An 18,933-nucleotide genomic window follows, 5' to 3' on the forward strand; every position below is an offset into this window, starting at 1 on the left:
ATGCATCTCCTCCTAGCTCAGAAAGGAACGATCGCCGACGGTAATGAGGCGATCGACCTGGGACAGAGCCCGGGCGACATATTGTTCCTGTCGGCGGCCGATACGGAGCTTGCCTCGATCGCGGCTGCCCATCGTCAGCGCGCGGGCGCAAGAAGCCTGCGGATCGCCAGCCTGATGAATCTCATGCACCCCATGTCGGTCGACACTTACGTCGAACGCACGGCGAGGCATGCGAAACTGATCGTCGTACGGCCGCTCGGTGGTGCGAGCTACTTCCGTTACGTCCTGGAGGCGCTCTACGCCGCGGCGGTTGCGAATAAGTTCCAGATTGCCGTGTTGCCGGGCGACGACAAGCCGGATCCGGGCCTCGACCCGTTTTCCACCGTATCGGTGGAAGACCGGCAGCGTCTTTGGGCGTATTGCACCGAAGGCGGCGCGGAGAATGCCGGCCTTTTCCTCGATTACGCGCAGGCATTGATCGATGGCGGCGACAAGCCGCAGCCGGCGCGACCGCTGCTCAAGGCGGGGATATGGTGGCCTGGCAGGGGCGTGATCGGCGTCGAGGAATGGGTGCGCCTGTCCGAATCGCGTCGGGCTGTAACCCCCGGGCAGGCGGACAGAGCGGAACACGAACCCACCGTCGCCATCTGCTTCTACCGCGCGCTCGTCCAGAGCGGAGAGACGAAGCCGGTGGAGGCGCTGATCGAGGCTCTGGCGGCCGAGGCTGTGCGGGCGCTCCCCGTTTTCGTCTCCAGCCTCAAGGATCCGGTCTCGATCGGCACGGTCGAAGCGATCTTCGCCGAAGCAGTGCCGGATGTCGTGATGAACGCCACGGGCTTTGCCGTTTCCGCACCCGGCGCGGACCGCCAGCCGACCGTGCTCGAATCAGGCGGCGCGCCGGTGCTGCAGGTCATCTTTTCCGGCTCGTCGCGGGAGGCCTGGGAAGCTTCGGCTCAAGGGCTGATGGCCCGCGATCTCGGCATGAATGTCGCGTTGCCGGAGGTGGACGGGAGGGTTCTCTCCCGTGCCGTTTCCTTCAAGGCTGCCTCGGTTTACGACCCGCTGGTGGAGGCCAATATCGTCGGACACGAGCCGCTTGCGGATCGCGCGCGTTTCGCGGCGCGCCTTGCCGCCAATTGGACGAAGCTGCGCCGGACCCCGCCCGGGCGCCGCCGGGTTGCCATCGTCATGGCCAACTATCCGAACCGCGACGGACGCCTCGGAAACGGCGTGGGTCTCGATACGCCTGCCGGCACGATCGAAGTGCTGAAAGCGATGACCGCGGAAGGCTATGCTGTCGGCAATGTTCCTGATGACGGCGACGCGCTGATCCGCTTTCTGATGGCCGGGCCGACCAATGCGGCGAGCGGCGACCGGGAAATCCGCGAAACGATTTCCTTGAATCATTACAAGGGTTTCTTCAATGCGCTTCCGAAAAAGATTCAGCAGGAAGTGACCGTGCGCTGGGGCGCGCCGCAGGCCGACGCCTTCTACATCGACGGCGTATTCGCTCTGCCGCTCGCGCGCTTCGGCGATGTGCTCGTGGGCATCCAGCCGGCGCGCGGCTACAATATCGATCCGAAGGAAACCTATCACGATCCGGACCTCGTGCCGCCGCACGGCTATCTCGCTTTCTATGCCTATTTGCGCGAGGTATTCGGCGCCCATGCGATCGTCCATATGGGCAAGCACGGCAACCTCGAATGGCTCCCCGGAAAAGCGCTGGCGCTTTCCGAAGAGTGCTACCCCGAGGCGATATTCGGCCCGATGCCGCATCTTTATCCCTTCATCGTCAACGATCCCGGCGAGGGCACGCAGGCCAAGCGGCGAACGAGCGCCGTCATCATCGACCATCTGACGCCACCTTTGACGCGGGCGGAGTCCTACGGACCGCTGAAGGACCTGGAGGCGCTGGTCGACGAATACTACGAGGCTGCGGGAGGCGATCCCCGGCGGCTCAAGCTGCTCAGCCGGCAGATCCTCGATCTCGTCCGCGACATCGGCCTCGACCACGACGCCGGCATCGAGAAGGGCGACAGCGAGAACCAGGCACTCGAAAAACTCGATGCCTATCTCTGCGACCTTAAGGAAATGCAGATCCGTGACGGGTTGCATATCTTCGGCCTGGCGCCGGAGGGAAGGCTATTGACCGATCTTACGGTCGCGCTCGCCCGTGTGCCGCGGGGTCTGGGTGAGGGCGGAGATCAGAGCCTGCAGCGGGCAATTGCGGCGGACTTGAGGTTGCACGTGGCTTTGCCGCAACCCTTCGACCCGCTCGATTGCGTCATGTCCGATCCTTGGGCCGGCCCGAAGCCTGATCTTCTCGCCGCCCTCTCGGATGCGCCATGGCGCACCGCCGGGGACACCGTCGAGCGCATCGAACTGCTTGCAGCGAAGCTCGTTTCAGGCGAAATCGTCTGCCCGGTGGGATGGACCAACAGCCGCGCCGTACTTGACGTGGTCGAGACGCGGCTGAAGCCTTCGATCCAGAGCTCCGGCGAGGCGGAAATCAAGGGTCTGCTGACCGGCCTCGACGGCCGGTTTGTCGCCCCCGGTCCCTCGGGTGCGCCGACGCGCGGCCGGCCGGACGTGCTGCCGACGGGGCGCAACTTCTATTCGGTGGACAGCCGCTCCGTGCCGACTCCGGCGGCCTATGAGCTCGGCAGGAAATCGGCGGAGCTGCTTATCCGCCGCTACCTGCAGGACCACGGCGAATGGCCGTCCTCTTTCGGATTGACGGCCTGGGGCACCTCCAACATGCGTACCGGCGGCGACGACATCGCCCAGGCATTGGCACTGATCGGCGCAAAGCCCGTCTGGGACATGGCCTCGCGCCGCGTGACCGGCTACGAAATCGTTCCGCTTGCCGTTCTCGGCCGTCCCCGTGTCGACGTCACCCTGCGTATATCCGGCTTCTTCCGCGACGCCTTTCCCGAGCAGATAGCACTCTTCGACAAGGCGGTCCGCGCGGTCGGCGCGCTCGACGAGGACGATGCCGACAATATGATCGCCGCCCGCATGCGTGCCGAAACGCGGCGGTGGGAAGAGCGGGGCGCCGACGTGAAGGAGGCTCAACGCCGTGCCTCCTATCGCGTCTTCGGTTCGAAACCCGGCGCTTACGGAGCGGGCCTGCAGGCGCTTGTCGATGAGAAGAACTGGGAAACGCGCGGCGATCTTGCCGAGGCTTACCTCATCTGGGGCGGTTACGCTTACGGTGCCGGCGAGGATGGAAAGGCGGAGCGGGGCCTTTTCGAGGAGCGCCTGCGCTCGATCGAAGCCGTGGTCCAGAACCAGGACAACCGCGAGCATGATCTGCTCGACAGCGACGACTACTACCAGTTCGAGGGCGGCATGAGCGCTGCGGCTGAGCATCTCGGCGGTCAGCGTCCGGCCATCTACCACAACGACCATTCGCGCCCCGAAAAGCCGGTCATCCGCTCGCTCGAGGAGGAGATCGGCCGCGTGGTGCGTGCCCGCGTCGTCAATCCGAAGTGGATCGACGGCGTGATGCGCCACGGCTACAAGGGAGCCTTCGAAATCGCCGCGACGATCGATTACATGTTCGCCTTCGCTGCGACCACCGGGGCGGTGCGCGATCATCATTTCGAGGCAGCCTATCAGGCCTATATTGCCGACGAAAGAGTCCTCCGGTTCCTGCGCGAAAAGAACCCGGCCGCGCTTTCGGAAATATCGGAGAGGCTGCTGGAGGCGATCGACCGCGGCCTATGGAACCCGCGCTCCAACTCGGCGCGATTCGAACTGAACAGCCTTTCCGGCCGCGCGGCTACCGACCGCCTGATGGCCGGAAACCAATAGGGAGGACATCATGAACGACGAGACCGCGAATACCGGCGAACCGATCGCCGAGAAGGACGAAGCGCGCCACGCCATGAAGATGGCGAAGAAGAAGACCGCCCGCGACAAGATCATGGCCACCAAAACGGACGAAAAAGGCTTGATCATCGTCCACACCGGCAAGGGCAAGGGCAAATCGACGGCCGGCTTCGGTATGATCTTTCGCCACATCGCCCACGGAATGCCCTGCGCCGTCGTTCAGTTCATCAAGGGCGCCATGCACACGGGCGAGCGTGATCTGATCGAGAAACATTTCGGCGCTATCTGCCAGTTCTACACGCTCGGCGAAGGCTTCACCTGGGAGACGCAGGATCGCGCGCGCGACGTCGCAATGGCGGCAAAGGCGTGGGAGAAGGCAAAGGAGCTCATCCGCGACGAACGCAACTCCATGGTGCTCCTCGACGAGATCAACATCGCGCTGCGCTACGACTACATCGACGTCGCCGAGGTCGTGCGCTTTCTCAAGGAGGAGAAGCCGCACATGACGCATGTGGTCCTGACCGGCCGCAACGCCAAGGAAGACCTGATCGAGATCGCCGATCTGGTAACGGAGATGGAACTGGTGAAACACCCCTTCCGCTCGGGCATCAAGGGTCAGAAGGGCGTGGAATTCTGATGACGCAGGCCTGGCAGTTCTGGGCGCTGCTCTCCGCGGTCTTCGCAGCGCTGACTGCCATTTTCGCCAAGATCGGCGTCGCAGACATCACTTCCGACTTCGCGACGCTGATCCGAACAGCCGTCATTCTTGTCGTTGTCGTGAGCATCGTTGCAGTGACCGGACAATGGCAGCGCCCAACGGAGATCTCCGGCCGAACCTGGCTCTTCCTCGGCCTGTCCGGTCTTGCGACAGGGGCGTCGTGGCTCGCTTATTTCCGCGCGCTCAAGCTGGGCGATGCCGCTCGCGTGGCACCGGTCGACAAGCTGTCGATCATATTCGTTGCGCTGTTCGGCGTGCTTTTTCTCGGCGAGAAGCTCAATCTGATCAACTGGCTCGGCGTCGGTCTGATTGCGGCCGGTGCGCTTCTGCTGGCGGTATTCTAGCGGGCACGGCAAGATCCGGACAGGAAATCGTCGCCGCCATGTCCTTTCGTATTGACAAGTCGTATCCTAACGTTAGGCTTGGCTGAAATTATCTGTCGGCATCTGGGCCTCGAAGGGAAACTTTGTTTCTCTGCGGGGCCTTTTTGCATTTGAGGGGCGAATGACAGGCAACGTTACCTACCCGGTAGGAGTATTGTTCTCTCGGAGCGGGAGCTACGCGCAGCCGGCGGGCCAAGGCTTTGGCGGCGCAATGGCAGCGATCGAGCATGTCAATGCGTCCGGGCGTTTTCCGTTCAGGCTCGAGGCCCATCATCTCGATCCCGCAGGCGAGGCGGATCGCTATGCACCGCTTTGCAGGCAACTGATCCGCGAGCACGGTGTCCGCCATGTGGTGGGCTGCACCACCTCCTGGAGCCGCAAGGAAGTGATTCCCGTGGTCGAGAAGCTCGACGCGCTGCTCTGGTATCCTTGCGTCTATGAAGGTTTCGAGGTTTCCGAAAACCTTATCTACGTTGCCGCCTGTGCCAACCAGCACCTGGTGCCGCTTCTCGACTATATCGCGCCGCGGTTCGGCAGCAGAGCGATGCTTGTCGGCTCCAACTATATCTGGGGCTGGGAGACCAACCGAATCGCACGCGACATTCTCCATCGCTCGGGCGGCGAGGTCCTGGGCGAGCGTTTCGTGTCGATGGGCGACACGGATATCGTCCACCTGATCGACGAGGTGCGCGAGAAGAAACCGGATTTCATCCTGAACAACCTGATCGGCCCGTCGTCATACGCTTTCCTGCGCGCGCTTCACGCTCTCGCTGAAGCGGATGATCGCTTCCATCCGGATAGATGCCCGGTCATCAGCTGCAACCTCTACGAGGGCGAGATCGCCGGGCTCGGACACGCCGCGGCGGGGCATTACACGGTCAGCTGCTATTTCCGCACGATCCAGTCGCCGGAAAACGACGCCTTCCTGAAGACACTTGCGGCGCTGGATCCGGGCGCCGTAGTCGATGCCTTCTATGTGCAGGCATTCAGTGCCGTGGTGATGATCGCCGAGGCGATCGCGCGCAGCGGCAGCGACGATGCGGATGGTGTACGCGCCGCCCTGTGCGGGCAGGCGGTCGATACACCGCTCGGGGCCATCAGCGTCGATCGATGGACGAACCATGTGGAATTGCCGGCCCATATCGGCCGCGCGGGCGCAGATGGCAGTTTCGAGATCGTCAAGCGCTCGTATGAAGCCATCACGCCGGATCCGTTCCTGACATCCACGCCGCTTGTCCGCCCGATGGGAGGGAACGAGGCGCGGCCTGAGCTGAAGGTGGTGAAATGAGATCTGTTCATAACACCCCGAATTTCGATGGCTGGCGGGCGCTCATCCTGCACCGGCCGCATCAGAACGTCGACGCTCTCTTTGCCCAATGCGCCCGCATAGGCATTGCGGCGGAACAGGCCTGGCCGGATTTTCCCGGTGACCGATCTGCAGAGGAGTTCAACGTCCTCCTTATCGACGCAGATATGGGCCACGACGAGCAATTTCCCTGGCGTCAGGGGGAAGCACCCATGCCGATGATTGCACTGATCGGCTCCGAGGCACCCGGCCGCATCGCCTGGACTATCGCGCAAGGGGCCGACGCGCAGCTTCTGAAGCCCATCGGCAGCGCCGGGCTGTACAGTGCTCTGATGGTCGCAAGCCACAGTTTTGTCCGCCGCCATGCGCTCGATCGTGACGTCGCCGCATTGAAGCATCGCCTGACGCGACGCCAGGAACTTGCGGAGGCAACGGCGCTGCTGATGCTCCGGAAGAACTGCGGGGCCAGCGAAGCCTACCAGCACCTGCGCCTGACGGCGATGTCGCGCAGCTGCAGCATCGAGGACGTTGCCGCGGCGATCGTCCAGGAATTCGAGAACCACGGATTGAAGAATGCCGACCATGGTCGCTGAAACGGCGCGCAGCAAAGAGAATAGGACACCGGGCGTGTGGACGCGCCTTCTTCGCAGGCCGCTTGCGCTCATCGGTCTTGCGGTCATCATCGTGGTGGTGGGCGCAGCAGCGCTTGCACCTTGGATCGTGCCCTATGACCCGCACGAGCAGTTCTTCGAGGGTCTGACCATCGAAGGCGCGCCGCTACCGCCCAACAGTCAATTCTGGCTCGGTACCGACCTTGTCGGACGCGACCTCCTGAGCCGGCTGATCTATGGCGCGCGCACCTCGCTCGTCATCGGAGTGGTCGCCAATGGCATTGCCGTCGTCATCGGCTCGCTCGTCGGCATTGCAGCCGGCTATTTCCGCGGCTGGGTTGACACCGTGCTGATGCGCTTCACCGACCTGATGATGGCCTTTCCGGCGCTCCTCCTTGCAATCGTTCTGGCCGCGATCTTCACACCCAGCCTGTGGATCGTGGCGATGGTCATCGCGATGGTGAATTGGGTGCAGATCGCCCGCGTCGTCTATACCGAAACCCGCTCGATAGCCGAGCGGGATTTCGTGACTGCCGAGCGGGCCATGGGGGCCGGCGCCGGCCGCATTCTCTTCCGTCACATTCTTCCGCATCTCCTGTCCACGATCATCGTCTGGGCGACGCTCGGGATCGCGACGACTGTGCTTCTTGAGGCGACGCTTTCTTTCCTCGGTATCGGCGTGCAGCCGCCCATCCCCTCCTGGGGCAACATCATCTTCGAAAACCAGACCTATTTCACTTCGGCACCGTGGCTGGTGTTCATACCGGGTGCGGCGATCCTGGCGCTCGCGCTCGCCTTCAACCTGGTCGGCGATGCGCTGCGGGATGTTCTCGATCCGACGCAGCAGGGGAGGCATTGATGGCAGCCTATATCGCGCGGCGACTGCTTCAGACGGTCGTCATCCTGCTTGGTATCAGCTTCGTCACCTTCGTTCTCCTCTATCTGATACCGGCCGATCCGGCCAGACAGATCGCCGGCCGCAGCGCAACGGCTCAGACCGTGGAGAACATCCGCGAACAGCTCGGGCTCAACCTGCCTTTCTACGAGCAGTATCTGCGCTATGTTTCCGGCCTGGTGCAGGGCGACTTCGGCCGCTCCTACCTGCAGAAGACCGAAGTCGCGACGCTGATCGCGTCGCGGCTTCCCGCAAGTCTCGTGCTGATGGCCGGAGCCATCACTTGTGAACTGATCTTCGGGCTCACCATGGGGATCGTCGCGGCGCTTCGGCGCGGCTCACGCACCGACGACACGCTGATGATCGCGTCTTTCGTCGGGGTGTCGGCGCCGCAATTCGTGATCGGCATCCTGCTGCTTTATGTCTTCGCCGTGAAGCTCGGCTGGTTCCCGATTGGCGGCTATGGCACTTTCGCCCATCTGGTCCTGCCCTCCGTTACGCTCGGCTTCCTGGGCGCCGGCTGGTATTCGCGCATGATGCGTTCCTCGCTGATCGAAGTGATGCGCCAGGATTTCATCCGCACGGCGCGCGCAACCGGTGCGGGCCGCGCCAAGGTCCTGTTCCGGCACGCAATGCCCAACGCGATACTGCCCGTTATCGCGATGATCGGCATCGACATCGGTCTGTTCATGTCCGGAATAGTCGTGGTGGAAAGCGTCTTTGGCTGGCCCGGCATCGGCCAGCTTGCCTGGCAGGCGATCCAGCGGGTGGACATCCCGATCATCATGGGCGTCACGCTCGTCTCTGCGTTTGCCATCGTGCTCGGCAACCTGCTCGCCGATCTCATCACACCGCTTATCGACCCGCGCATCAAGCTGCGTTGACGCGGGAAGAACCAACAGCAGCACGAAGAAAGGAACTTCAGATGAGGAACTTGCTACTGGCCGGCGTCTGCGCCGCTGCCCTCTTGGGAACTCCTGCGCTTGCCGACGACATCAAGCAGGGTGGCGAAATGACCGTCACCTACAAGGACGATGTTTCGACACTCGATCCGGCGATCGGCTACGACTGGCAGAATTGGTCGATGATCAAGTCGCTGTTCGATGGCCTGATGGATTATGTCCCGGGCACGACCGAGCTGCGTCCCGACCTTGCCGAATCCTACGAAATCTCTGAAGACGGCAAAGTCTTCACGTTCAAGCTGCGCCAGGGCGTCAAGTTTCACAATGGCCGCGAGCTGACGGCCGAAGACGTGAAATATTCGATCGAGCGCGTGGTGAACCCGACGACCCAGAGCCCGGGTGCCGGATTCTTTTCGACGATCAAAGGCTTTGAAGATGCCTCTGCCGGCAAGGCGGAGGGGCTGTCCGGCATCACGGTGCAGGATCCGCACACGATCAGGTTCGAACTGACCCGGCCAGACGCCACATTCCTCCATGTCATGGCCCTCAACTTTGCCCATGTCGTGCCGAAGGAAGAGGTCGAGAAACACGGCGCCGACTTCGGGAAGAATCCCGTCGGCTCCGGCGCGTTCAAGCTTGCCGAGTGGACGCTTGGGCAGCGCCTCGTTTTCGAGCGCTTCGCCGACTACTGGAACGAAGGGCTTCCGAAGCTGGACCGCATCACCTTCGAGGTTGGCCAGGAGCCGGTCGTCGCGCTGCTTCGGCTGCAGAATGGGGAAATCGACGTACCCGGGGACGGCATTCCGCCGGCGAAGTTCGTCGAAGTGACGAATGATCCGAACTTCAAGGACCTGATCATCCAGGGTGGCCAGCTGCACACCGGCTATGTGACGATGAACGTCAAGATGGCTCCCTTCGACAAGGTCGAGGTGCGCAAGGCTGTGAACATGGCCATCAACAAGGATCGCATCCTGCGTATCATCAACGGTCGCGCGGTTGCCGCCAACCAGCCGCTGCCGCCCTCGATGCCCGGCTATGCAAAGGACTATGCAGGTTATGCCTACGACCCCGACGGTGCCAAGAAGCTGCTCGAGCAAGCTGGCCTCGCGGACGGGTTCTCGACCGAACTCTATGTCATGAATACCGACCCGCAGCCGCGCATCGCCCAGGCGATTCAGCAGGACCTGAAGGCGATCGGCATCACGGCATCCATCAAGTCGCTCGCGCAGGCCAATGTCATTGCGGCCGGCGGCGAGGAAAACCAGGCGCCGATGATCTGGTCGGGCGGCATGGCGTGGATTGCCGATTTCCCCGATCCCTCGAACTTCTACGGTCCTATTCTGGGTTGCGGCGGTGCCGTGCCGGGAGGCTGGAACTGGTCCTGGTACTGCAATGAAGAGCTCGACAAGAAGGCGGCCGAAGCCGACGCCATCGTCGACCCGGCAAAGGCCGCGGAGCGCGAGGCCCTGTGGCGCGACATCTATCTGAAGATCATGGAGGACGCGCCCTGGGCGCCGATCTTCAACGAGGAGCGCTTCACCATCCGCTCCGAGCGTATCGGCGGCGACGACAAGCTGTTCGTCGATCCGGTCCACATCCCCGTCCATTACGATCAGGTATATGCAAAAGATGTGCAGTAACTGCGACTACACCATCCACGGACGCCATCACCATTACGGCTGGGATCATTCGATCCCGCCGGCGGAAACCGTGGCGCCCGGATCGCGGCTCGAGTTCAATTGCCTGGACTCCGGCTCCGGTCATTTCACCGCCGACAGCACGATTGCCGATGTCTCGACGGTCGATTTTACGAAGGTCAATCCGGTCACCGGTCCCATCTATGTCGATGGGGCCAGGCCGGGGGACGCCCTGAAGGTGACCATCGAGCACTTCAAGCCGAGCGGCTTTGGCTGGACGGCCAATATTCCGGGCTTCGGGCTCCTCGCCGATCAGTTCGCCGAGCCGGCGCTGACACTCTGGAAATATGATCCGGCTACGCTCGCTCCCGCAGCCTTCGGCGAGCTCGGCCGGGTTCCCCTGAAGCCCTTCGCCGGCACGATCGGGCTCGCGCCGGCAGAGCCGGGGCTGCATTCCGTAGTTCCGCCGCGGCGGGTAGGAGGCAATCTCGACATTCGCGATCTGGCGGCGGGAACGACCCTTTACCTGCCCGTCGAGGTGGAGGGCGCCTTGTTCTCCATCGGCGACACGCATGCGGCGCAGGGGGATGGCGAAGTCTGCGGCACGGCCATCGAAAGCGCGATGGATGTGGTCGTGAAGCTGGAGCTGGTGAAGGACGCCAATCTCAAGATGCCGCGCTTTACCACGCCGGGTCCCGTCACACGGCATCTCGACGCCGAGGGTTATGAGGTCACGACTGGCATTGGAAGCGATCTGATGGAAGGTGCGCGTGCGGCCGTGTCCGGCATGATCGACCTTCTCTGTGCGACGCGCGGCATGAAGCCGGAAGACGCCTACATGCTGTGCTCGGTCTGCGGCGACCTTCGCATCAGCGAGATCGTCGACCAGCCGAACTGGGTCGTGTCCTTCTATTTCCCGCGCATCGTCTTTGCGTGACGAACGGCCCTGTTCCGCCTCGGCGGGGCAGGGCGTCCTCCTGATGACATTGCCGAGGCCTCTGCCCGATGACTTCCTCTCTGCTTTCCGTGAAGGAACTGACCGTCCAGGTGGCCACGCCGACCGGGCCGAAGGTCGTGGTGGAGCGTCTGTCCTTCGATCTTCTTCCCGGCAGGACGCTTTGTCTTGCAGGCGAGAGCGGATCGGGAAAATCGATGACCGCGCTTTCGCTGATGCAGCTGCTGCCAAAGCCGATGGCACGTATTGCGGGCGGCTCGGCCACTCTCGATGGCGAGGACATATTGGCGCTTCCGGAAGCGCGCATGCGGCAGATTCGCGGGCGCAAGATCGGGATGATCTTCCAGGAGCCGATGACCTCGCTCAACCCGGTGATGACGGTCGGCAATCAGCTGATCGGTGCGATCACCGCGCATGGAAACGCCAATGGCCGGCGCGCCGCGCGGGTGCGGGCCGTAGAACTCCTGGACCAGGTTCAGATCCCGGAGCCGGAGCGGCGGCTCGGCCAATATCCGCATGAGCTTTCCGGCGGCTTGCGTCAGCGCATCGTCATCGCGATGGCACTCGCGCAGAACCCGCGAATCCTGATCGCCGACGAGCCCACGACGGCGCTCGACGTAACGGTTCAGGCGCAGATCCTGGCCCTTATTCGCAAGCTGCAGGCCGATCATGGGATTTCGGTGATCATGATCACCCATGACATGGGCGTGGTCGCGGAGATGGCCGACGAGGTGCTGGTGATGAAGCATGGCCGCACCGTCGAGCACGCAACCAGCAGGGATCTTTTCGCGCATCCGCAGGATGCGTACACGAGGGAACTCCTTTCCGCTGTGCCGCGGCTCGGCGAAATGGCGGGAACGGAGGCACCGAAACGCGCAGCGGGGAAGGCGGGCGCGGCAGGATCTCAGCCAGGCGACGAACAGCCGATGCTCCAGGTCGAGAACCTGACGGTGCGTTTCGACATCAAGGGCGGCATCCTTCAGCGCCCGGTCAGGCGACTTCACGCGGTGGAAGGCATTTCTTTCTCCGTGCGCAGGGGTGAGACGCTGTCTCTCGTCGGAGAATCCGGTTGCGGCAAGTCGACGACCGGCAAGGCGCTCTTGAACCTTGTCCCGTGGACGGGAGACATCCGCGTCGACGGACGCTCCACGCATGGCTTGCGGGGGAGCTCCATGCGACCCATCCTGCGCGACGTCCAGATGATCTTCCAGGACCCATACGCATCGCTGGATCCGCGAATGCGCGTCTGCGATCTGGTGGCCGAGCCACTGGTGATCCACGGCCTTGCAAGCGGAAGCGAGCTGCGTGACCGGGTGGAGTATCTTTTCAAGCGGGTCGGATTGTCGCCCGAGCAGATGAAGCGCTACCCGCATGAGTTTTCGGGCGGTCAGCGGCAGCGCATCTGCATAGCGCGCGCCCTGTCTCTCTCACCGAAGCTCATCGTCGCAGATGAGTCCGTCGCGGCACTCGATGTGTCAATCCAGGCTCAGGTGCTCGATCTCCTGCAGGACATCCAGGACGAGACCGGCGTCTCCTACCTGTTTATTTCTCACGACATGGCAGTCGTCGAGCAAATCAGCCATCGGGTAGCGGTCATGTATATGGGCCGTTTCGTCGAAACGGGCACGCGGCGGCAGATCTTCGAGAATCCGCAGCATCCCTATACGAAGAAACTGATGGCTGCCGTTCCCGTGGCAGATCCGGGTCGAGCACGCCGGGATTTCGTGCCTAAAGCGGAAGACCTGCCCAGTCCCGTGCGCGCCCTGGACTATGTGCCGTCCTTCCCGCCGCCATCGGATCTGGGCGGCGGACATCTCGTCTGGAGCGGCTGAACGCTCGTCGGTTTCCGACTGGCCTACAGCCCCAGCCAGATACGCAGCGGATATCCCGGATCGGCGAGCAGCCGGATGGCGAGCGCGATCGAAACGACGACCAGCAAAGGCTTGATGATCTTCGCGCCCTTTGCCATCGCATAGCGCGAGCCGACCTGCGCGCCGAGGAACTGGCCGACGCCCATCGTCAGGCCGATCTTCCACAGCACGACGCCGCTGAGCAGGAAGACGAAAAATGCGCCGATATTGGAGCCGAAGTTCAGGAATTTCGTGTGCGCCGTCGCCTTGAGGATGCCGTAGCCTGCGAGGGAGACGAAACCGAGCATGAAGAAGGAACCTGTGCCCGGACCGAAAACGCCGTCATAGAGGCCGATCAGGGGCACGAAGGTGATGGTGAACAGGAAAACCGACAGCCGCCGATGCTTGTCGATGTCGCCGATATTCGGCTTGAAGCCGAAGTAGAGGGCGATGCCGATCAACAGGAACGGCAGCACGGCCTCCAGGACGTCCGCGGGAACGACCGTCGCCAGCAAGGCGCCCAAAACTGCGCCCGCCGCCGACATCAGGGCCATCGGGAGCTGCTCCCTGAGGTTCACGTGACCGTGCCGGGCATAGGCGATGCTCGCCGACCCCGAGCCGAAAAGGGACTGCAGCTTGTTGGTGCCCAGCGTCTCGAGCGGTGGAATCCCCGCAATCAGCATGGCCGGGATGGTGATCATCCCGCCGCCGCCGGCGATCGAATCGATGAACCCGGCAAGGAATGCGGCCGCGAAAAGAAAGAGCAGTATGTGGAGGGCTAGGTCGTGCACTGGAGTCTCGAGCAAATAGGGCGGCGGAACTGCTTCAGCCGCCTTGTGTCAGAGCTGACGCCGAAATGCAAAGAATTGTCTTGAGGGCGTTCCGTGACCGCACGGTTTGCGACACGTGGATGGCGCAATCCGGTTTGACCGACCTGAAACGCTCCGATAAAAATGACGATCATGCGACGGCGTCCGTTCAGGCGGACTGAAAGAGCGTCCGGTGCGGCCGACCCATGCAGGGGGCTTGATCCGGTGCTGTCCGGACCGGTACGTGGCATTTGCCAGGCCGGCGCTTCGTATGGAACGCCGACGCCGCATGGGAGCCGCACCGCATATGCCTTCCGCCGAAGGACACATCACCGCCGAACTCGTGCTCGGCCTTGGCTGCGAGCGCAACACTGCGCCCGAAGAGGTGATCGCGCTTGCCGAACAGGCGCTGGCGGATGCCGGCGCTTCCGGCAGGGATGTCGCACTCGTCGCCTCTCTGGATGCGCGGACCGATGAGCCCGCGATCCATGCGGTGGCGCGGCACTTTTCGGTGCCCACGCATTTCTTCGACGCTGCCACGCTGGAGGCGCAATCGTCGCGTCTAAAAAATCCATCGAAGGTCGTCTTTGCCCATACGGGTTGCCACGGCGTCGCTGAAGGCGCGGCTCTGGCGGCCGCCGGGTGCGACGCGGTGTTGCTTGTACCTAAGATCCGATCGGTGCGGGCGACGGCGGCAATCGCCGGACCGGCTGACTATGCAAAGGGAGCCGTGTGATGGCCTCGGCCGAATTTTGCAGTTTCTTTGATGAGCGGATTCAATTATCTGCCATTGTTTCCTGCATAACGACTTCAAGTTTTTCCTCGGTTGGATCGGATGGAATGCCTTGCTTTGCCCGGAGTATCGACCGATGACCGACATGTTTGCCGGCCTGCCTGATCTCGAGCCGGGTTCGGTCTGGCTCGTCGGCGCGGGCCCGGGCGATCCCGGCCTTCTGACCCTGCACGCAGCCAACGCGCTTCGCCAGGCGGATGTGATCGTTCACGATGCGCTGGTCAACGGTGATTGCCTCAAGCTCGCCAAAGCGGGTGCCGCACTCGAATTTGCGGGCAAGCGCGGCGGCAAGCCTTCGCCGAAACAGCGCGATATCTCGCTGCGGCTGGTCGAACTGGCACGTGAAGGGAAGAGGGTGCTGCGCCTCAAGGGTGGCGATCCCTTTGTCTTCGGCCGCGGCGGAGAGGAGGCGTTGACCCTGGTCGAGCACCGCATCCCGTTTCGCATCGTTCCCGGGATCACCGCGGGCATAGGCGGGCTTGCCTATGCCGGTATTCCGGTCACGCATCGGGAGGTGAACCACGCGGTGACTTTCCTCACCGGCCATGATTCTTCCGGCGTCGTGCCGGACAGGATCAATTGGGAAGGCATTGCCAAGGGCTCTCCGGTGATCGTCATGTACATGGCGATGAAGCATATCGGCCAGATCTCGGCCAACCTGATCGCCGCCGGCCGCTCGCCGGACGAGCCTGTGGCTTTCGTCTGCAATGCCGCGACGCCGGAGCAGGTGGTGCTGGAAACCACGCTTTCGTCCGCTGAGACCGATGTAACCGCTTCGGGGCTCGAGCCGCCGGCAATCGTCGTCGTCGGCGAGGTCGTCCGGCTGCGCGCCTCGCTCGACTGGCTTGGCGCTCTCGATGGCCGGGCGCTCGCTCCCGATCCGTTTTCGAGCCGCATTCTCCGGAATCCGGCATGAATGGAGTGATGATTGCAGCCCCGAGCTCCGGCTCGGGCAAGACCACGGTCACGCTCGGCCTGATGCGGGCATTGAAACGTCGCGGGCTCTCGATCGCGCCTGGAAAGGCGGGGCCGGACTATATCGACCCGGCCTTCCACGCGGCTGCCAGCGGCAAACCCTGCTTCAATTATGACCCGTGGGCAATGCGCCCCGAACTGCTCCTTGCCAATGCGGCGGCTGCGACGGAAGACGGCTCGGTGCTGATCATGGAGGCGATGATGGGCCTCTTTGACGGCGCGGCGGATGGCACGGGCGCGCCGGCGGACCTCGCCGCAGCACTCGGACTTGCAGTGATCCTGGTCGTCGATTGCGCGCGCCTCTCCCATTCCGTGGCCGCCCTGGTTGGCGGCTATGCCCGTCACCGCGACGATGTCCGTGTCGCGGGCGTCATTCTGAACAAGGTCGGCAGCGACCGGCATGAGGGAATGCTGCGCGATGCGCTTGCCGGTATTGCGATGCCGGTCTTCGGCGTGCTGCGGCAGGACGCAGCATTGAAGCTGCCCGAACGCCACCTGGGCCTCGTACAGGCAGGCGAGCATGGATCGCTGGAAGCCTTCATCGATCACGCGGCAATGCGGGTCGCATCGGGTTGCGATCTCGAGGCGGTGCTTGCTGCGGCGACGCCGCTGACGGTGGGAGAGACGGCCGGGACGCTAAAGCCGCTCGGCCAGCGGACAGCCGTCGCACGCGACGTGGCCTTCGCCTTCTGCTACGAGCATCTTCTTTCCGGCTGGCGCGGGCAGGGGGCCGAAATCACATTCTTTTCGCCTCTTGCGGACGAGGCGCCCGATCCGCTTGCCGATGCGGTCTATCTCCCCGGCGGTTATCCCGAGCTTCATGCGGAACAGCTCTCCAATGCTTCGAATTTCCGCGCGGCCACGCACAAGGCCGCTGGGGGCGGGGCGCGCATCTTCGGGGAGTGCGGTGGTTACATGGTGCTGGGCGACGGGCTTGTCGCGGCGGATGGCGGGCGTTACGAGATGCTCGGGCTTTTGCCGCTCGTCACGAGCTTTGCCGAACGCAAGCGGCATCTCGGCTACCGGCGCGTGACACCGGTCGACGACGTTTTTTTCCGCGGACCGATGACCGCGCACGAATTTCACTATGCCACGATCGTTTCGGAGGGAGCGGCTGAGCCGCTCTTCACGGCACGGGACGCGGCAGGGCTCGATCTCGGCCGCGCCGGCCTCCGTCGCCGGAATGTTGCCGGCTCCTTCATGCATCTCATCGATTTCTCGGAATGATCATGGCCGCTCCCATCATACATGGCGGCGCGATCACGGAAGCCGCAGCGCGCTTCGGCGGCACGCCCGACGACTGGCTCGATCTCTCGACGGGGATCAACCCGTGTCCCGTCCCCCTGCCGGAAATCGACGCGCGCGTCTGGCACCGATTGCCGGATCAGCATGTGGAAGAGGCGGCCCGTGCAGCGGCCAGGGGCTACTACCGGACGGGCGAAATCATGCCATTGCCGGTGCCCGGAACACAAGCCGTCATTCAATTGCTCCCGCGGATCGCGGTCCAGGGAAAGCGCGTCGCCGTATTTGCGCCGACCTATGGCGAATATGCGCGCGTACTGAAAGGCGCCGGCCTTGCCGTCGACACCGTCACATGCGCCGGTGATCTCCGGACGGCGCACGGCCTGGCCGTCGTCGTCAATCCGAACAATCCGACCGGACGGCTCTTTCCTCCGGAGGAAATCCTTGCAATGGCGGAGGCGATGCGGGTGCATGACGGCCTGCTCGTGGTGGACGAGGCCTTCGGCGATCTTGAGCCGGACGCAAGCGTCGCCGGACACGTTGCGGCCAATGACAACCTCGTCGTTTTCCGTTCTTTCGGGAAATTCTTCGGTCTTGCGGGCCTTCGGCTCGGCTTTGTGGTCGCGCACCGGTCGATCGAGCAGTCGTTTCGTGACTGGCTCGGCCCCTGGTCGGTCTCGGGTCCGGCACTTGCCATTTCGGCGAAACTGATGGAAGGCGACACGCCGGGGATCAAGGCCGGCATCGCGGAACGCAAGGCCGCGCTCGACGCGGTGCTTCTCGGTGCGGGGCTCGAGGTGGTCGGCGGCACCGGCCTCTTCACGCTCGTAGAACACGAACGGGCTTACGATCTTCACGCGGCGCTCTGCGAGGCGCATATCCTGACGCGAAAGTTCGACTACGATCCGCGCTGGCTGCGTATCGGATTGTCGCCGAACGCGCAGGGCGACCGTCGTCTCGCCGAGGCTTTGAACCGGATGGGTGCGTAGTGTCGGCTGAAATACTTCTGATCCTCGTGATGGCGCTGCTACTGGACCGCATCCTCGGCGATCCGGACTGGCTCTGGTCGCGTCTGACCCATCCGGTGGTGTTCTTCGGCAAGGCGGTCGAATTCGTGGACGAGGCGCTTAACCGCGGCGAATTCACCAAGGCCTGGCTGAAATTCCGCGGTGTCGTCGGCATTCTGGTACTGCTCGCCGGAGCCACGGCCTTGGGTGTCGTGCTCGCTCGGCTTTTCGATGTGCTTGGCGCCCTCGGCTCTTTGCTCGAGGTTGTCACGGTGGCCGTCTTCCTCGCCCAAAAGAGCCTTGCCGATCACGTTTCCCGGGTTGCCGTCGGCCTGCGACGCGATGGACTTGCGGGTGGCCGCAAGGCGGTATCGATGATCGTTGGGCGCGATCCGAACACACTCGACGAGCCGGCCGTCTGCCGGGCGGCGATCGAAAGCCTTGCGGAAAACTTTTCAGACGGCGTCGTCGCTCCCGCTTTCTGGTATGCGGTTGCCGGACTTCCCGGCCTTCTTGCCTACAAGATGCTGAACACGGCCGACTCGATGATCGGTCACAAGAGCCCGAAATATCTTCATTTCGGCTGGGCTTCGGCGCGGCTCGACGACCTGGCGAACCTGCCCGCGGCCCGGCTCTCGGCCCTCCTGATTGCGGCCGGCGCCTATTTCCGGCGCGGTGCGGAAGCGGCGAAAACCGCGATCGAGGTGGCGCGGCGCGATCACGGACTTCACCGCTCGCCCAATTCCGGCTGGCCCGAGGCTGCGATGGCAGGTGCCGTCGGCATTCAGCTTGCCGGCCCGAGAATCTATGGTGGCGTGAAGGTCGACGAGCCCATGATGAACGATGCCGGCCGTGCGGTTGCAGCCATCGAGGATATCGAGGCTGCGGTCACCGTCTTCTATGCGGCCTGCTCCGTGATGGCGCTCGCTTTCGCGATCGTCGCCTTGCCGCTTCTGGTTTTCTTCTAGGTAAACGGCCCTCTCCTGGCGGTTTAGCAACATCTGTTTCAAATCGCG

General features: G+C 63.3%; 16 protein-coding genes. 15 read left to right on the forward strand and 1 reads right to left on the reverse strand.

Translation table 11 applies throughout. The features are described from left to right. The 10 genes from cobN to AC6CIG_RS07110 all read left to right on the forward strand — a co-directional run bounded on the left by cobN (position 1) and on the right by AC6CIG_RS07110 (position 13,073). Complete coding sequence (gene cobN, locus AC6CIG_RS07065) at positions 1 to 3,816, forward strand: cobaltochelatase subunit CobN (protein WP_437409185.1); 3,816 nt, start codon at positions 1 to 3, stop codon at positions 3,814 to 3,816. 10 nt (positions 3,817 to 3,826) lie between these two features. After that, a complete protein-coding gene (gene cobO / locus AC6CIG_RS07070; protein ID WP_100673746.1) occupies positions 3,827 to 4,471 on the forward strand; it encodes a cob(I)yrinic acid a,c-diamide adenosyltransferase in 645 nt (214 codons plus the stop codon). Continuing rightward, positions 4,471 to 4,896: an EamA family transporter gene (locus AC6CIG_RS07075; RefSeq protein ID WP_437412541.1), complete on the forward strand. Its 426-nt coding sequence runs from the start codon at positions 4,471 to 4,473 to the stop codon at positions 4,894 to 4,896. Before cobO ends, AC6CIG_RS07075 begins: the two co-directional genes overlap by 1 nt. A gap of 160 nt (positions 4,897 to 5,056) precedes the next feature. Beyond that, positions 5,057 to 6,223 (forward strand): transporter substrate-binding domain-containing protein, encoded by a 1,167-nt coding sequence (locus AC6CIG_RS07080; protein WP_437409188.1) that lies wholly within the window; start codon positions 5,057 to 5,059, stop codon positions 6,221 to 6,223. Then, a complete protein-coding gene (locus AC6CIG_RS07085) occupies positions 6,220 to 6,834 on the forward strand; it encodes an ANTAR domain-containing response regulator (protein WP_127711064.1) in 615 nt (204 codons plus the stop codon). Before AC6CIG_RS07080 ends, AC6CIG_RS07085 begins: the two co-directional genes overlap by 4 nt. Continuing rightward, complete coding sequence (locus tag AC6CIG_RS07090) at positions 6,815 to 7,711, forward strand: ABC transporter permease (RefSeq protein ID WP_102761297.1); 897 nt, start codon at positions 6,815 to 6,817, stop codon at positions 7,709 to 7,711. Before AC6CIG_RS07085 ends, AC6CIG_RS07090 begins: the two co-directional genes overlap by 20 nt. Further along, the gene (locus tag AC6CIG_RS07095; RefSeq protein ID WP_018095246.1) at positions 7,711 to 8,631 is read left to right on the forward strand and encodes an ABC transporter permease; all 921 of its coding nucleotides are present in this window, start codon (positions 7,711 to 7,713) and stop codon (positions 8,629 to 8,631) included. Before AC6CIG_RS07090 ends, AC6CIG_RS07095 begins: the two co-directional genes overlap by 1 nt. A gap of 41 nt (positions 8,632 to 8,672) precedes the next feature. Next, positions 8,673 to 10,289 carry an ABC transporter substrate-binding protein gene (locus AC6CIG_RS07100; protein WP_127711066.1) on the forward strand — a complete coding sequence of 539 codons (1,617 nt, stop codon included), beginning with the start codon at positions 8,673 to 8,675 and terminating at the stop codon, positions 10,287 to 10,289. After that, a complete protein-coding gene (locus AC6CIG_RS07105; protein WP_127711068.1) occupies positions 10,279 to 11,223 on the forward strand; it encodes an acetamidase/formamidase family protein in 945 nt (314 codons plus the stop codon). The genes AC6CIG_RS07100 and AC6CIG_RS07105 overlap by 11 nt, the downstream gene beginning before the upstream one ends. 68 nt (positions 11,224 to 11,291) lie before the next feature. Further along, a complete protein-coding gene (locus tag AC6CIG_RS07110) occupies positions 11,292 to 13,073 on the forward strand; it encodes an ABC transporter ATP-binding protein (protein WP_437409189.1) in 1,782 nt (593 codons plus the stop codon). Positions 13,074 to 13,096: 23 nt separating this feature from the next. Here AC6CIG_RS07110 and AC6CIG_RS07115 read toward each other — a convergent pair whose 3' ends face one another. After that, complete coding sequence (locus tag AC6CIG_RS07115) at positions 13,097 to 13,882, reverse strand: TSUP family transporter (RefSeq protein WP_026168628.1); 786 nt, start codon at positions 13,880 to 13,882, stop codon at positions 13,097 to 13,099. A 325-nt stretch (positions 13,883 to 14,207) separates the two neighbouring features. Here AC6CIG_RS07115 and AC6CIG_RS07120 point away from each other — a divergent pair, with 325 nt between their 5' ends. The 5 genes from AC6CIG_RS07120 to cbiB all read left to right on the forward strand — a co-directional run bounded on the left by AC6CIG_RS07120 (position 14,208) and on the right by cbiB (position 18,885). After that, a complete protein-coding gene (locus AC6CIG_RS07120) occupies positions 14,208 to 14,636 on the forward strand; it encodes a cobalamin biosynthesis protein (protein ID WP_026168627.1) in 429 nt (142 codons plus the stop codon). 133 nt (positions 14,637 to 14,769) lie between these two features. Beyond that, a complete protein-coding gene (gene cobA / locus AC6CIG_RS07125) occupies positions 14,770 to 15,609 on the forward strand; it encodes a uroporphyrinogen-III C-methyltransferase (protein ID WP_100673738.1) in 840 nt (279 codons plus the stop codon). Continuing rightward, complete coding sequence (locus tag AC6CIG_RS07130) at positions 15,606 to 16,895, forward strand: cobyrinic acid a,c-diamide synthase CobB (RefSeq protein ID WP_437409190.1); 1,290 nt, start codon at positions 15,606 to 15,608, stop codon at positions 16,893 to 16,895. The genes cobA and AC6CIG_RS07130 overlap by 4 nt, the downstream gene beginning before the upstream one ends. A gap of 2 nt (positions 16,896 to 16,897) precedes the next feature. Next, on the forward strand, positions 16,898 to 17,899 hold the full coding sequence (gene cobD / locus AC6CIG_RS07135; protein ID WP_437409191.1) for a threonine-phosphate decarboxylase CobD: 1,002 nt from the start codon (positions 16,898 to 16,900) through the stop codon (positions 17,897 to 17,899). Next, positions 17,899 to 18,885 carry an adenosylcobinamide-phosphate synthase CbiB gene (gene cbiB / locus AC6CIG_RS07140; RefSeq protein WP_275599853.1) on the forward strand — a complete coding sequence of 329 codons (987 nt, stop codon included), beginning with the start codon at positions 17,899 to 17,901 and terminating at the stop codon, positions 18,883 to 18,885. Before cobD ends, cbiB begins: the two co-directional genes overlap by 1 nt. Positions 18,886 to 18,933 lie beyond the last annotated feature (48 nt).

The organism is Sinorhizobium sp. GQ132 (genome assembly GCF_059758575.1).

What these genes read in the sequence shown, in the direction of transcription:
- cobN (WP_437409185.1), top strand. Translation starts at nt 1, where the DNA reads ATGCATCTCCTCCTAGCTCAGAAAGGAACGATCGCCGACGGTAATGAG.
- cobO (WP_100673746.1), top strand. Translation starts at nt 3,827, where the DNA reads ATGAACGACGAGACCGCGAATACCGGCGAACCGATCGCCGAGAAGGAC.
- AC6CIG_RS07075 (WP_437412541.1), top strand. Translation starts at nt 4,471, where the DNA reads ATGACGCAGGCCTGGCAGTTCTGGGCGCTGCTCTCCGCGGTCTTCGCA.
- AC6CIG_RS07080 (WP_437409188.1), top strand. Translation starts at nt 5,057, where the DNA reads ATGACAGGCAACGTTACCTACCCGGTAGGAGTATTGTTCTCTCGGAGC.
- AC6CIG_RS07085 (WP_127711064.1), top strand. Translation starts at nt 6,220, where the DNA reads ATGAGATCTGTTCATAACACCCCGAATTTCGATGGCTGGCGGGCGCTC.
- AC6CIG_RS07090 (WP_102761297.1), top strand. Translation starts at nt 6,815, where the DNA reads ATGCCGACCATGGTCGCTGAAACGGCGCGCAGCAAAGAGAATAGGACA.
- AC6CIG_RS07095 (WP_018095246.1), top strand. Translation starts at nt 7,711, where the DNA reads ATGGCAGCCTATATCGCGCGGCGACTGCTTCAGACGGTCGTCATCCTG.
- AC6CIG_RS07100 (WP_127711066.1), top strand. Translation starts at nt 8,673, where the DNA reads ATGAGGAACTTGCTACTGGCCGGCGTCTGCGCCGCTGCCCTCTTGGGA.
- AC6CIG_RS07105 (WP_127711068.1), top strand. Translation starts at nt 10,279, where the DNA reads ATGTGCAGTAACTGCGACTACACCATCCACGGACGCCATCACCATTAC.
- AC6CIG_RS07110 (WP_437409189.1), top strand. Translation starts at nt 11,292, where the DNA reads ATGACTTCCTCTCTGCTTTCCGTGAAGGAACTGACCGTCCAGGTGGCC.
- AC6CIG_RS07120 (WP_026168627.1), top strand. Translation starts at nt 14,208, where the DNA reads ATGCCTTCCGCCGAAGGACACATCACCGCCGAACTCGTGCTCGGCCTT.
- cobA (WP_100673738.1), top strand. Translation starts at nt 14,770, where the DNA reads ATGACCGACATGTTTGCCGGCCTGCCTGATCTCGAGCCGGGTTCGGTC.
- AC6CIG_RS07130 (WP_437409190.1), top strand. Translation starts at nt 15,606, where the DNA reads ATGAATGGAGTGATGATTGCAGCCCCGAGCTCCGGCTCGGGCAAGACC.
- cobD (WP_437409191.1), top strand. Translation starts at nt 16,898, where the DNA reads ATGGCCGCTCCCATCATACATGGCGGCGCGATCACGGAAGCCGCAGCG.